The following is a 14,853-nucleotide window of genomic DNA, read 5'->3' as shown; positions in this document are numbered from 1 at the left end:
TTTTACCGTATTTTCTCTCTAATTCCTAGTGTACTTCTCTTTTACCTATTATGTTAGATTTTATATGTAAACGCTTAAGTTTCGGAAAACTATGATCAAGGAGGGGAATGGATGTCAAGGTTACTTTATCGAAAAATATGTGTGATCTTAATTATGATTCTCATTGTTACCTTATTTTTTTCAATAACTAGCATGGCAAATGAAAGGCAAGCGTCATTGGAAATTAATGAATATGTAAAACAAATGCAGCCGGGCTGGAATTTAGGAAATACGTTTGATGCGGTTGGTACAGATGAAACCGCGTGGGGCAACCCAAGAGTGACAAAGGAGCTAATCGAACAAATCGCTGCTCAAGGATTTAACAGCATCAGAATTCCAATCACGTTTGACCAAAGAATGTCAGGTGCACCAGATTATACGATTGATCCGGCCTTTATTCAAAGAGTGGAACAAGCTGTGCAATGGTCATTAGATGAGGATTTATATGTCATGATTAACATTCATCATGATTCTTGGATTTGGTTAGAGGAAGGAATGTATAACGATTATGATGCTTCCCTTGATAGGTTTGATGCTATTTGGGAACAGCTTGCAGAGCGGTTTAAAGATTATCCGGTTGAAGTCATGTTTGAAAGTATTAATGAACCAAGATTCTGGGGTTCTGAGGAAGAGAAGTTTCAGTTTTTATATGATTTAAATACATCGTTTTACGATATTGTCCGTAACTCTGGTGGAAATAACGGTATTCGTCCCCTAGTTCTACCGACGATGGATACGGGTTCTGACCAAAGAAAATTAGATGAGCTTTACGATACGATCGTACAGTTAGATGATCCGTATATCATTTCAACAATTCATTTTTATGGGTTTTGGCCATTTAGTGTTAATGTTGCTGGGTTTACACGGTTTGATGATGCAACAAAACAAGATATTATTGAAACATTTGATCGTGTTCATGCTAGGTTTACGGCTAATGGCATACCGGTAGTTATCGGAGAATTTGGGTTACTCGGTTTTGACACACATACGGGTGTCATTCAACAAGGAGAGAAGCTTAAATTTTTTGAATATATGATTCACTATGCCCAGCAAAAAGAGTTTACTCATATGTTATGGGATAATGGTCAGCATTTTGGACGAACATCGTATACATGGTCGGATCAACAATTATATGAAATGATGAAAGCAAGTTGGGAAACAAGGTCGGCAACGGCTGAGTCGAATTTTATTTATATAACACAAGGGGAAGCGATTGCTGATACGGACTTACTATTTGAGTTAAATGGAAATGAATGTGTTGCTTTAAAGCTTGGGAACGACACTTTAATAGAAGGGCAAGATTATGTCCTACATGAAAATGTAATGACAATTAAACAAGCAGTATTAGCTGACATCGTCTCTTCAGGAGAGCTAGGTGTTCAGGCAACATTAACCGCTCAATTTAATCATGGAGCAAATTGGTATATTGATGTTATCTTAGTTGATACACCACTGCTTGAAAACACGAGTGGGACGACTGAGCATTTTGCGATTCCAACACAGTTCAATGGAGATAGCTTAGCGACAATGGAAGCTGTTTATGCGGATGGAAGTTATGCTGGTCCACATAATTGGACGGCTTTTAAAGAATTTGGTCAAGCGTTTTCACCGGATTATGAAGCAAATGAAATTAAACTCCCACAACGTTTTTTCCATGAAGTTTTGGATGGAGAAGTGTTCCTTACGTTTCATTTCTGGAGTGGGACACAGCTATCTTATCAGCTAACAAAAGCAGGAAATCAAGTTGTCGGGGAAGCCATTCTAGACCAAACTCCACCACATGATGATAAAGAAGAAGAACAACCAACCGACGATGAGAAAGAACAGGATGAGACTACTCCACCACCGAAACAGAAGGAAAAGAAACCGAAAAAAGAAAAAAATAACGAGAAAGAGCCGAAAACAACGAAAAAAGAAAAGCAGCTATCTTCAGGTGCAAAAATAGAAGGGGAACTTCCAACAAGTTCAAATCAAGGGGGAAAGGCACTACCGAAAACAGCTACGGTTTATTATCAGTTGTTAGTAGCTGGACTACTTACTTTATTAGCAGGCGGGACGTTTCTTTTTAAAAGATAAGAAAGCATAAAAATTTTGATAAAGCAGTGAAGCTATGAAAGTTATTTCAAGAAGAGCACTTGGGGCTCACTGTCAAAGGCGGGCAGGGCTACGCACTTCGCTTGAAACGAAAAAAGCTAGTGTAAGTAATAGATAAAGCTTCCGAAGCAAAAGGCTTAGGGAGCTCATTTTTTAACATATAAGTAAAAAAATTTTGGTATAGCAGTGAAGCTTTGAAGGCTTATTCAAGAAGATTCGTTTTAGGAGGTTCATATGATTTCAAACAAATTACCGAAAATTTGGTTTGGTGGCGACTATAATCCTGAGCAATGGGATGAAGAAACATGGAAAGAAGATATTCGCATGTTTACACTAGCAGGAATAAACATCGCTACATTAAATGTGTTTTCATGGGCACTACGTCAGCCAGATGAGACAACGTATAATTTTTCTGACCTTGATAACCATATTGACCGATTATATCAACACGGCATTTACACTTGTTTAGCAACAAGTACGGCTGCACATCCGGCTTGGATGGCCAAAAAATATCCGGATGTCCTTCGTGTTGATTTTTACGGGAGAAAACGTATTTTCGGTGGAAGACATAACTCGTGTCCAAATAGCCCGACGTACCGGAAGTTTGCAGAAAAAATGGCGGATAAATTAGGAGAACGGTATAAAAACCACCCGGCAGTGCTCATCTGGCATGTGTCGAATGAATATGGGGGCTATTGTTATTGTGAAAATTGTGCTAGGCAATTTCGAACGTGGTTGAAACAAAAATATGAGACTTTAGAGACAGTAAATCAAGTATGGAATACACGGTTTTGGGGACATACATTTTATGATTGGGAAGAGATTGTCGTCCCAAATGGGTTAAGTGAAGAAGGGGAAGGCAATGTTAGTGCCTTTCAAGGGATCTCTCTCGATTATCGTCGGTTCCAATCTGATAGTTTATTAGAGTGCTATAAGTTAGAGCATCACGCGTTAAAAAAACATACACCTCATATTCCGGTTACGACAAATTTAATGGGGACGTATCCCGAGCTTGATTATTTTAAATGGGGAAAAGCAATGGATATTGTGTCGTGGGATAACTACCCTGGCATCGATACCCCTGTGAGTTTAACGGCGATGACCCATGATTTAATGCGGGGACTCAAAAGCGGAAAGCCCTTTATGTTAATGGAGCAAACGCCAAGTCAACAAAACTGGCAACCTTATAACGCATTAAAACGACCAGGGGTAATGCGGTTATGGAGTTACCAAGCCGTCGCTCACGGTGCGGATACAGTGATGTTTTTTCAATTGCGGCGTTCGATTGGGGCTTGTGAAAAATTCCATGGAGCAGTGATTGAGCATGTCGGTCATGAACATACGAGAGTATTCCGCGAAACGGCAGCCCTTGGAAAAGAACTTAACCTACTTGAAGATGCATTAATCGGGGCACGAACAAATGCAAAAGTGGCGATTGTGTTTGATTGGGAAAATCGTTGGGCAATCGACCTATCGAGTGGCCCTTCCGTTTCTTTAAATTATGTTAACGAAGTTCATCGATATTATGAAGCTTTATTTGAGTTAGGGATCCCTTTAGATATGATAAGTGTAGAACAATCACTCTCTAACTATGATGTTGTCATTGCCCCAGTCCTTTATATGGTGAAATCAGGTTTCAAACAAAAAGTGGAAACGTTTGTAAAAGGAGGAGGGGCATTTATAACGACATTTTTTAGTGGGATTGTGAATGAACATGACCTTGTTACTGTTGGCGGTTATCCAGGTGAGCTACGGGACGTATTAGGAATTTGGGTAGAAGAAATTGATGCACTTGAACCATCAAGAACAAATGCAATGGTTATGAATTCCGATTGGGGTTATGTAACAGGAGAGTATTCATGTAGCTTGTTATTTGACATTGTTCATGTAGAAGGTGCAAAGGTACTCGCTGAATATGGTTCAGAGTTTTATAAAGGAACACCGGTTGTCACTTCTAATGATTACGGGAGAGGAAAAGCGATTTACATCGGTTCGAGTGCCGAATCTTCATTTTTATATGACTTACTAAAAACGATTTGCGAGGAACAACAAATCCAACCTGTCATGACGACGCCAAAAGGTGTTGAAGTAACATCGCGTGTGAAAGAAGGCAAAACGTTTCTATTTTTGTTAAATCATAATGAAACTGAAGTGGCGTTTAAGCTGAGTCATACGGGCACTGACTTATTAACAAAAGAAATAAAAAGTGGAGTGATTACGATGGAGCCCTATGGTGTCATGATTATAGAGCAACATAATTGATAGGAGGGAGTTTGTTGGCAAACAATGAGACAGTAGAAACGCGACTATTTCGAGGGATGAAAAGTATGATGCCCGCAACTGCTTGGGAAGAAGCCCTTATTACGGGGAATGGAACGATGGGAGCGCTTGTGTTCGGGCAACCATTACAAGAAACAGTGATTTTTAATCATGAACGATTATATGAACCGTTGCAGGATGAAATTGTTCAAAATAACAACCTAGCACAATCATTACCAGACGTTCGGACACTAATGAAAAATGGTAGGTTTCAAGATGCGGCAAGGCTGTTTTCACAACGCTCAGGCCATCCGCTTTTATTTACGGATGCGTATCACCCTGCATATGCGCTGAAACTGGACATAGAAGAAGATGGTCCTATCAACAACTATGAGCGCTCTGTTCATTATGAAACAGGAGAAGTAAAGGTTCAATGGGAGGATAACAGAGGCAAGGTTGAGAAAAACCACTTTGTTTCAAGGGATGACAATGTCATTGTCATCCAAATAAAAGCGGATCAGCCGTTTGATGGAGTGTTGTTTATCGATCCGCTAGTGCGTGAGGAAAGTGTGGACGGATATGAGGTTGTCGTTGAGGGAAAAACAATGTCTTTTATTTGTAACTATAAAAAAATAAAAAAAGGCTATGTTGGTTCTTCAGTTGTTGATGTAAAGGATGGTGGGAAAGTTATTTCTGGTGGCAACCAAATCTTATTCCTTGATACGAAAGAAGTGATGATTGTAACGAGGATCATACCTGTTCAACAGATGGCTAATGAAGCATTGACCTCACTTGAAAAAATGAAAAAGGAAATCGTTTGTTATGACCAACCGTATGATACATTGCTTCATGCCCATGAAAAGATCCACGGGGAATGGTTTCGGCGTGTGTCATTGTCATTATGTGACCCGAAGCAACTTGATGTTCCAACTGAACAGCTATTATCAGGGGGGCAGGAATCTTTTTTGCCGTTACTTCAACTGATGTTTGATATGGGGCGTTATCTTTTTATTTCGTCATCGGGACAATTCCCTCCAAATTTAGTTGGGATATGGACAGGAGAATGGCGGCCCGCATGGAGTGGTGATTTTACGACAGATGCGAATATTAATCTCGCCGTGTCGGCTGGCGGTATTGGTCATATGCCTGAAGCATTAGAAGGATATTTTCATTTAATCGAAAAAATAGCACCAGACTGGAAAGTAAATGCAAAAACATTATATGGGTGCCGAGGATTTTTGGCGGGCTCACGAACAGATGGCAATCATAATATTCACACTCATTTTAATGAAGAGTGGCCTCTAGGATTTTGGACCGCGGGAGCGCACTGGCTTATTTTACCTTTTTTTGAGTGGTATCAAATTAGTGGCGATGAACAATTTTTCCTTACTCGCACATTGCCGTTGTTAAAAGAGGTCGCATTGTTTTATGAAGATTTTTTAACGGAATATGATGAAAATGGAAAATATATGTTTGTTCCGTCGTATTCTCCTGAAAATACACCGATGCTTCACGAGGACAAAAAAGCAGAAGGCTGGCAAGCAAGCCAAGCTTCGATAAATGCAACAATGGATATCGCTGTTGCAAAGGAATTGTTTACGATATTAATTGAAACATGTGAGCAATTACAAATTGAACAAGAACATATTGAGAAATGGAAAGAGATGCGAAGTCAGTTGCCTGATTATGCTATCAATGAAGAGGGAGCATTAAAAGAATGGGCGCATCCACATTTACATGATAACTATGACCATCGCCATATTTCTCACCTTTATCCTGTCTGGCCGGGCCATGAAATTACACCGGAGACGAATTCCAATTTATTTCATGCTGCAGAAATCGCGCTACAAAAACGAAAGCGAGGAAATTATTCTGCTCATGGCGTGATGCATTGTGGAATTGTTGCAGCTAGACAAAAAAATGCAAATCTCGTTTATGAAAATTTACAATTTCTTTTACAAGAAGGAGATTATATTCATTCGAGTTTAGTGACTTCGCATAATCCCGGTAAGCAAATTTATAATGTAGATGCAAATTGCAGTCTCCCCACCCTTGTGATGGAAATGCTATTGTATACAAGACCAGGCTGGATAGAGCTGTTGCCGGCTTTACCTGAAATGATAGCTAAAGGATCTATCAAAGGAATATTAGGCCGCGGCCAAATTATGATTGATTGTTTACAATGGGATTTAGAGAAAAAAGAAATCGACTTGTCGCTCCGCTCAAGAAAAACACAAGACGTTGTCATTATGGTGAGAAGAGGGATAGAAACTGTAAAAGTTGAACAGCAACAACCGTTTGATAGGATTAAAAATGATAGACTCTCTATTAGTTTGTTAGAAAATGAAGTAGTGAATTTAAAGATAAAAATAAAATGATATCGGTGGAGCTTCAATTAGACAAAGCTGTGGGAAATGACATCAAAATTCTCATAATCTCTAATTTGTATATGATTTTCTTTTAAATAATAGATGTACTTTTTTATCTCCATTCAGATAAAATGGAAAAAAAGTATATCTTTTTTTAAAAGATAAGAAAGCATGAAAATTTTGGTGTAGCAGTGTAGCTTTGAAAGCTTATTCAAGGAAACTATAAAATAGTCGACTTGGGTATAACATTGCTCTAATACATTCTTAGAATGAAATAGGGATTTGGAGTACTATGAGACAGCAAGAAAAGACCCAAGTGAATCATTCAACACGTGGGTCGGGTTTATCCGTTATCGATTTTGTAGTTTATGGTTAGTAAGCGGCCATGAAAACCGTTATCTGTGAACATTGCTAGCGTTTTGGAACGTTGGAGGACACAGGAGCAGTTAATCATAATAGATCGCTAGGAATAGAGTTGTTTTTGCGTGAATAAGCGCTCCTGTGGCCGCTAAAAAACGGAAACCCGTATCATGTTCACAAATAAGGGCTGCTCTGACCGCAAAATGAGTGAACATAAAAATTTTGGTAAGCAGTGAAGCTTAGAAAGCTTATTTTAGAAGAGAGCAGGCTTCGCACCTGCGCGTTTCATCCCAAGAAGAGCACTTTGGGTTCACTCTAAAAGCAGGCAGGGCTCCGCACTTCGCTTGAAAGAAAAGACGCTCCGCGTTTTTCTTTATTAAATTGAAAGCGCTTTCTAAAAACTACTATTTATATAGGAGCAAAACGATGAAGACAGTTTTAATGAGTAAGCTCAAAAACATGCGTTTAAGAAATAAGCTGATCCTTTCATTTACCGTTGTTGTTTTCATCCCTGTTTTATTTGTCGGTGTATTCTTAACAGAAGAGTTACGAAAAATTGCTGTAACGCAAGCGATTGAGCAAACGTCAGCCGATATGAACCGGATTATGACAAGAATAACTGAAACTGTCATTCCTGCTGTATACGTTTCGAACTCAGCGCTAGTCGATTCCAGGTTAAAAGAAGTTGTGAATAAAGAGTATGAGTCTGTTTATGAAGTCGTTGAAGCCTACCGCAATTATCCATCCTTTGAAAATCATATCCGTTATTATAATGAAATTTCCAATATGCGTTTTTACGTAAATAATGAGACGATGCTAAATAACTGGCGTTTTATTCCTGTTACAGAGGAGATTAGACAATCCCATTGGTATGAAGAAACATTACAAAACAAAGGATTTATGACGTGGAATTTTATCGAGGATGAAACGAGAGGATTACAAAAAAGTTTAAATATAACAAGGGTCATTCATTTTGTTGAGTATGGCACGTTTGGTGTATTAGTCATTGATGTAAATACGAATTATATGAATTGGATTCTCTCGCAAGAAATGTTTCCTACAATGCTTGTTGATGATCGAAATCAAATTGTCGCTTCAAACAAAAGAGAGCTTGTTGGTGGAAACTTACAGGAAAGTACGATTTCATCGAAACTGATGAATGGAAATACAGGTATTTTCCAAGATGTTGCTTTTGATGAACCTTCTCACATCTTTGTTGATCGCATTGAAATTGAGAATTTTCACAATGATCTTCGCATTGTTTCGATTATATCAGATGCTGAAATTACGAAGGATGCAAGACGCCTTAGTCGGCTTGGCCTTTTAATTATTTCATGTAGCTTTATAATCGCGATTGTTTTAATATACAGTTTCTCCCACTTGATTTCCAAACGAATTCTAATGTTAAACAAAGAAATGAGAAAAGTCGCTAAAGGTGACTTAGCGACGTATGCAAATGTGGAAGGGAAAGATGAAATCGGTGAATTAGCAGAGCAGTTTAATAAGATGACAAATAGTATTCAACAATTATTAAAGGAAGTCGAACAAAAAAACCAGGAAAAGCGAACATTACAAAGACGACAAAGTGATATAAAACTTAAAATGTTAGCAAGCCAAATTAATCCGCATTTCCTTTTTAATACGTTAGAAACGATTCGAATGAAAGCGTTAATGAAAGAGGAACGGGAAATTGCTCATATCGTCAAGCGACTTGGCAAACTATTACGCAGTAGTCTTGATGTTGGTGGAGCACTCATACCGTTAAAACAAGAAATCGAAATGGTGAAAACGTATTTAGAAATTCAAAGTTACCGATTTGAAGATAGACTCGATTACGAGTTATTAATCGATCCAGAAATAGAACACATTAAAATTCCGCCATTACTTATACAGCCATTAGTTGAAAATGCCGTCATTCATGGGTTAGAAAACAAAATGGAGGGGGGCAAGGTCATCGTTCAAGCGTCTATTGTAAATGGGTCTGTTTTAGTGCAAGTCATTGATAATGGGATTGGGATTGCAGATGAGAAAAAAGAAGAAATTCATCATACGTTAACCGAAAAAGATGGAGAGACAGATGGTCGAATTGGTTTAAAAAATGTTCATGAGCGCATCATTCTTTCGTTTAAAACAAGCAAAGGGATTGTGATTCAAAGCGAATATGAAAAGGGAACCCGAATTTATTTTTACGTTCCTATGTAACATAAAGAAAGAGAGAAAATACTGACAAAAATGATTAAGGGGGATAATCATGTATAAAGTGTTACTCGTTGATGATGAGCCAACAGTGAGAGAGGGGTTACGAAAAATTATTGCTTGGACATCATACGGTTTTGAAATTGCGGGTGTGGCAAAAGATGGACAATCTGCACTACAGCTTTGTCAGGAAGTTTCTTTTGATTTAATCATCTCAGATATACGGATGGCTGGGATGGATGGTTTACAGTTTTTAAAAAAAGTACGAGAATTTGATACACGTGTTCAATGTATTGTGTTAAGTGGTTATGCTGATTTTGAGTATGCAAAGCAAGCGATAAAGTGTAACGTAGCGGGGTATTTACTCAAACCAATCGATGAAGATGAACTGATTCTTCATGTAACAAATGTCAAAAAAGAACTAGACATGCAATTAACCGAAACAGAAGGAACAATGGGAGCGATTGAAAGAAAAATAGAACAACTTATCTTATCATTAATTGAAGAGAAGTTTGAAGAGAAACAAAGCAAGTTGTTACCGGAGTTAGCAAAACAATATGAATTAGATTGGGAAAAATATGAGTTGCTTCTTATGGAAATAAAAGGTGTAAAGCATGAGACTTTACTCGAGATAAAACAAGAGGTGGAGTCTGTGCTTCCTCATCGTGAAAACAGGTTTCTCTTTTTGAGAGAAAATCAAGTCGGGATTTTATGGGACGGAGCAATATTTACAAGAAGAGCGATAACAAATTATGGTAAACAGCTTCAAAAGATAGGAGAGCAGTTTAACCTACAGTGTACCCTTGCCATCGGAACACGTGTGAAAAACTTACAACACCTTTCACAATCTTATCAAACAGCTTTAGCGTTACTTGAACATCAATTTTTTTATCCGAAGAATACAGTACTAATGGAAGGGAAGGAAGTCATTCAAGGTTGTGGGAACTTAGAGGTTCCTATAGATGAAGCGATTGAAACAGTGTATTTAGCGCTTGAAATTGGGCAGTTTGACTGTGTGAAAACGATTATTCAACAACTTGCCTCTCTTCATTTTTCTGAACAACGATTAAAGAAGAACATTGTTTGTGTGTTATTAGCTGTGCTTCACAAATTAATCCGGACAAAACCTGAAAAGCATAGCTATTTAACGAAGATGTCGGAGAGACTATTAGAAATCTATGAAGTGGACACATATTTTGATCTTTTGTATTTCGTTGAAGCATTCTTAACTGAAATCCATGAACAATTAAAATATGAAGTCGAATCAAAAGACCAATTAAAAAAGCTTCTCGTATTAATTGATACAAAATACAATGAAAACTTAAAGTTAGAAAGACTTGCGGAGGTATTTAATTATAATAGTGCATACTTAGGAAAACTATTTAAAAGTTATACTGGGGAGTATTTTAATACGTATTTAGATAAAGTAAGAATTGAAAATGCAAAAAAGTTATTATTACAAAATTATAAGGTGTATAAAGTTGCTGAAATTGTAGGGTATAGCAACGTTGATTATTTTCATAGTAAGTTTAAAAAGTATGTCGGCATCTCTCCTTCAGCTTATCGCAGGAAAGAAAAAGTATAGGTTTATTTTCATGGGCTTATTGAGATGTGGTTCTCAGTAGCCATTTTCTTTTTACTCGCTAATTATTATATGAATTTAAGCATAATCCTTTAGGTATTTCCCCTCTCCCAGATTCGATATGATAGATATATGAAAGGAGGGGAAGTATTGAGTACACAGCTAAAGAAAGCGCATTCAAAAGAAACCGTCACTGTACAAAAAAGAAGTTTTTGGAAGACAATGAAAAACCAAAAGATTTTGTATCTAATGTCGATTCCAGTTGTTATTTATGTATTTATTTTTAATTATCTTCCGTTGTGGGGCTGGACAATGGCCTTTCAAAATTATCGACCTGGAAGAGCGTTTTCTGAGCAAGAATGGGTAGGGTTGACCCATTTTATTGAATTATTCCAAGATGATCACTTTTATCTAGTATTAAGAAACACCGTCGTCATGAGTGTGTTGCTATTAATTGTTGGTTTTACAATTCCGATTATATTTGCTGTTTTACTAAACGAGTTACGAGATTCTTTATTTAAACGGTCTGTCCAAACGATTTCTTATTTACCGCATTTTGTATCTTGGGTTGTTGTGGCAGGCATTGTTACGAAAATGCTGTCAACAGATGGTGGAGTTGTGAATGAAATTTTAGTAAAAGCAAGACTGATAGAATCGCCGATACAATTTATGGCGCAAGGAGAATTGTTTTGGTTTATATTAACTGCCGCTGATTTATGGAAAGAGATGGGCTGGAACTCGATAATTTTTTTAGCCGCGATGGCAGCAATCGACCCACAGCTATATGAGGCTGCGCGAGTCGACGGGGCAAGCCGGTGGCGAAGAATATGGCATATTACGTTGCCAGGAATTCGTCCAACAATTTTCGTTATTTTAATTTTATCGATAGGAAATATGATGGCGATAGGGTTTGAACGACAACTTCTGCTAGGGAACTCACTTGTCCGGGAGTATTCAGAAGTATTGGAATTATATGCTCTAAATTATGGGATTGGTATGGGGCGTTATTCTTACGGAACAGCTTTAGGTATTTTTAATTCATTAGTAAGCATTACGTTACTATTAATTGCAAATGGCTTCTTTAAACGATATTCGAATACAAGTGTGATGTAGGGAGGGAGGAACGTGATAAAAAAATATAAACTAGAACGAATGACAGCTGGTGAAAAAATATTTACCGTCTTTAATTATTTGTTCATGTGCCTTGTCATTATTGTCATGCTTTACCCATTTTTAAATGTGTTGGCGATTTCATTAAATGAATCGACAGACACGGTCCGTGGAGGAATTCATATTTGGCCACGAGCATTTACGCTAGATAATTATGCCGTTATTCTCCGCTATGACAGTTTAGTAACAGGGTTTATCAATTCTGTATTGCGTACGGTCATAGGAACAGTATTAGGACTTTTTGTTTGTTCGATGGTCGCTTATACGTTAAGTCGTCGTGATTTTCAAGCTAGAAAATTTGTCTCGACCGTCATTGTCTTAACGATGTTTTTCAGTGGAGGATTAATTCCAACCTATATGCTCATGCGTGATTTAGGGTTAATTAACACATTTGCGGTTTACATTCTTCCACTTCTCGCAAGTGCTTGGAACATTATTATCATTCGTTCATTTATGGATGGGTTGCCATTTGCTTTGCAAGAATCAGCAAAAATGGATGGAGCAAATGACTTCACGATCTATTGGAAAATTATCCTGCCGATATGTAAGCCAGTCTTAGCTACAATTGCTTTGTTTATTGCGGTTATGCAATGGAATATGTGGTTTGATACGTATATTTACAATAGTGCAAACGCATCGTTAACGACATTGCAATATGAATTAATGAAAATACTGCAAAACACTGCAACAAGTGCAGGTATTGACTCTGTACGAGGAGGACAAGGAGCAGATTTAGTGAACCGGGTTTCACCTGAATCTGTAAAAATGGCCATTTCTATTGTGACGATTGTTCCGATTTTGCTCGTGTATCCTTTCTTACAAAAATATTTTGTGAAAGGGATGACATTAGGGGCAGTGAAATAAGTGCTAGACGATGAAAACTAAAGGAGGGTTAACAATGAAAGGAAAAGGAAAGAAGCTCGTATTATTCTTACTCATGTGTAGTGTTGTATGGATGTTTGCTGCTTGCAGTAATAGTGAGGAAACAACGAAGGAAGAAGAAACGGATAAAGACCCCGAAACGGTTGTTGAACAAAACGGTGATTTGGAACCGATTACATTCTCGTTGTTTGCTGCGGATAATAATCCGAGCTGGAATGGGATGGACAGTCCAGTGGGACAAAAGATTCTAGAAGCAACAGGAGTAACACTCGAAGCAGATTTTGCTCTTGGTGACCCAGCAGAACGAATTTCGTTATTTGCTGCAAGTGGGAACTATCCTGATTTCATTTTACCAAAAGGAGATGCGAACCTTCTTGTAGATGCGGGAGCAATGATTGATTTACGTCCTTTAATCGAAGAGCATGGTCCTAATATAAAAAAGGTGTATGGCGATTATTTAGAACGAATGGTGTGGAGTGAAGATGATGATTCGATTTACTTTATTGGAACGAATCCAGTTGACCAAGAATATCGCACACCTGGTAATGGCTTTTGGCTACAACATGCCGTTGTCAAAGAGCTAGGATATCCTGAAATTCGCACAGTTGAAGACTTTGAAAATGCGATTCGTACGTATTATGAAAAATATCCAGAAATAGATGGACAGCCTACGATTCCGTTAACATTGCTTGCAGATGACTGGAGACTATTAATCTCTGTTACAAACCCAGCGTTCTTTGCAACAGGAGCACCTGATGACGGCGAATGGTATGTTGACCAAGACACTTATGAAGCAATTCTTCATTACCGTAGACCAGAGGAACGGGAGTATTTCCGTTGGTTAAACCATATGAATGCAGAAGGACTTCTAGATCCAGAAAGCTTTGTCCAACAAGAAGACCAATATAAAGCGAAAATTTCTTCTGGCCGTGTATTAGGAATGATTGATGCAGAATGGTCAGTAGGTGATACACAAACAGCACTTAGAGAAGATGGGAAATATGAAAGAATGCATGGCGTGTACCCAGTTACATTAGATGAAACGTACTTGCATGCCAATTTTCAACCTACAGGATATTTATCAACATGGGGAATAGGAATTTCAGTTGATAATCCAGACCCTGTTCGAGCAATTCAGTTTTTAGATTGGTTGGCATCAGAGGAAGCTCAAATTTTAAATAACTGGGGTATTGAAGGCGAGCATTATCAAGTAGATGAAAATGGAAATCGTTATTTAACAGAGGAACAACGACAGCAACGTAATTCTGATAGTGCTTTCGATGAAAGAACAGGAATTAATGTTTTCCGAGCATATGGACCACATTATGGGGACGGTGTGCTAGATTCAACAGGGCAACCGTTCACGATTAATACACCAGAAACATTAATTTCAGATTATACCGAAGTGGAAAAAGAAGTACTGGCAGCATACGGAGTTGAGACGTGGAAAGAGTTATTCCCACAAGAAGATGAATTTCCTGTAAGGCCTTATGGGGCAGCATGGGAAATCAATTATAGCTCGGATTCACCGATTGCAGTACCATTCCAGCGTGCTCAAGATACGATGTTTTCGAGAATTCCACAAGCGATTTTAGCCGACCCAAAAGATTTTGATTCGATCTACGACAGCTTTATGGATGAGCTAGAGCGACATGGAGTAGAAGAAATGGAACAAGAATTCACAAAACTTTTGCAAAAGCGAATCGAATTATGGAATAACTAAGCTCTATGAAAAAGGTTAACTCATCAATCCTTTGAGTTAACCTTTTCTTACAAGATAAGAAAAGGTAAAAATTTTAGTGTAGCAGTGGGGTTTTGAAAGTTATTTCAAGAAAGAGCGAAGGATCAGCACTTCGCTTGAAAGAAAAGACGCTCCGCGTTTTTCTTAAAAATGCTATTTAC

Annotated in this window: 8 protein-coding genes; all 8 read left to right on the top strand. The window is 38.0% G+C overall.

The window, feature by feature from the left end:
• Positions 1-111 precede the first annotated feature (111 nt).
• Positions 112-2,115 (top strand): cellulase family glycosylhydrolase, encoded by a 2,004-nt coding sequence (locus T323_RS0121700; RefSeq protein ID WP_026675157.1) that lies wholly within the window; start codon positions 112-114, stop codon positions 2,113-2,115.
• Between the two features lie 252 nt (positions 2,116-2,367).
• A complete protein-coding gene (locus T323_RS0121695) occupies positions 2,368-4,395 on the top strand; it encodes a beta-galactosidase (RefSeq protein ID WP_026675156.1) in 2,028 nt (675 codons plus the stop codon).
• Positions 4,396-4,409: 14 nt separating this feature from the next.
• Positions 4,410-6,770, top strand: coding sequence for a glycosyl hydrolase family 95 catalytic domain-containing protein (locus T323_RS27400; protein WP_051556665.1), 2,361 nt, complete (start codon positions 4,410-4,412; stop codon positions 6,768-6,770).
• Between the two features lie 777 nt (positions 6,771-7,547).
• Positions 7,548-9,323 (top strand): sensor histidine kinase, encoded by a 1,776-nt coding sequence (locus T323_RS0121685; RefSeq protein WP_026675155.1) that lies wholly within the window; start codon positions 7,548-7,550, stop codon positions 9,321-9,323.
• A 49-nt stretch (positions 9,324-9,372) separates the two neighbouring features.
• Positions 9,373-10,902, top strand: coding sequence for a response regulator (locus tag T323_RS0121680; protein WP_026675154.1), 1,530 nt, complete (start codon positions 9,373-9,375; stop codon positions 10,900-10,902).
• A gap of 147 nt (positions 10,903-11,049) precedes the next feature.
• Positions 11,050-12,012 carry an ABC transporter permease gene (locus tag T323_RS0121675; protein WP_026675153.1) on the top strand — a complete coding sequence of 321 codons (963 nt, stop codon included), beginning with the start codon at positions 11,050-11,052 and terminating at the stop codon, positions 12,010-12,012.
• Between the two features lie 39 nt (positions 12,013-12,051).
• Positions 12,052-12,933 (top strand): carbohydrate ABC transporter permease, encoded by an 882-nt coding sequence (locus T323_RS0121670; RefSeq protein WP_026675152.1) that lies wholly within the window; start codon positions 12,052-12,054, stop codon positions 12,931-12,933.
• Positions 12,934-12,967: 34 nt separating this feature from the next.
• Positions 12,968-14,674 carry an ABC transporter substrate-binding protein gene (locus T323_RS0121665; RefSeq protein ID WP_026675151.1) on the top strand — a complete coding sequence of 569 codons (1,707 nt, stop codon included), beginning with the start codon at positions 12,968-12,970 and terminating at the stop codon, positions 14,672-14,674.
• The last annotated feature ends 179 nt before the right edge of the window (positions 14,675-14,853 follow it).

Origin of the sequence: Alkalihalobacillus bogoriensis ATCC BAA-922, from assembly GCF_000621445.1 — a bacterium.
GTDB classification, from domain to species: Bacteria; Bacillota; Bacilli; order Bacillales; family Bacillaceae_F; genus Bacillus_AO; species Bacillus_AO bogoriense.
Note: the sequence above shows the minus strand (reverse complement) of the source record. Positions and strands in the feature narration are given on the sequence as shown.

What these genes read in the sequence shown, in the direction of transcription:
- T323_RS0121700 (WP_026675157.1), top strand. Translation starts at nt 112, where the DNA reads ATGTCAAGGTTACTTTATCGAAAAATATGTGTGATCTTAATTATGATT.
- T323_RS0121695 (WP_026675156.1), top strand. Translation starts at nt 2,368, where the DNA reads ATGATTTCAAACAAATTACCGAAAATTTGGTTTGGTGGCGACTATAAT.
- T323_RS0121685 (WP_026675155.1), top strand. Translation starts at nt 7,548, where the DNA reads ATGAAGACAGTTTTAATGAGTAAGCTCAAAAACATGCGTTTAAGAAAT.
- T323_RS0121680 (WP_026675154.1), top strand. Translation starts at nt 9,373, where the DNA reads ATGTATAAAGTGTTACTCGTTGATGATGAGCCAACAGTGAGAGAGGGG.
- T323_RS0121670 (WP_026675152.1), top strand. Translation starts at nt 12,052, where the DNA reads ATGACAGCTGGTGAAAAAATATTTACCGTCTTTAATTATTTGTTCATG.
- T323_RS0121665 (WP_026675151.1), top strand. Translation starts at nt 12,968, where the DNA reads ATGAAAGGAAAAGGAAAGAAGCTCGTATTATTCTTACTCATGTGTAGT.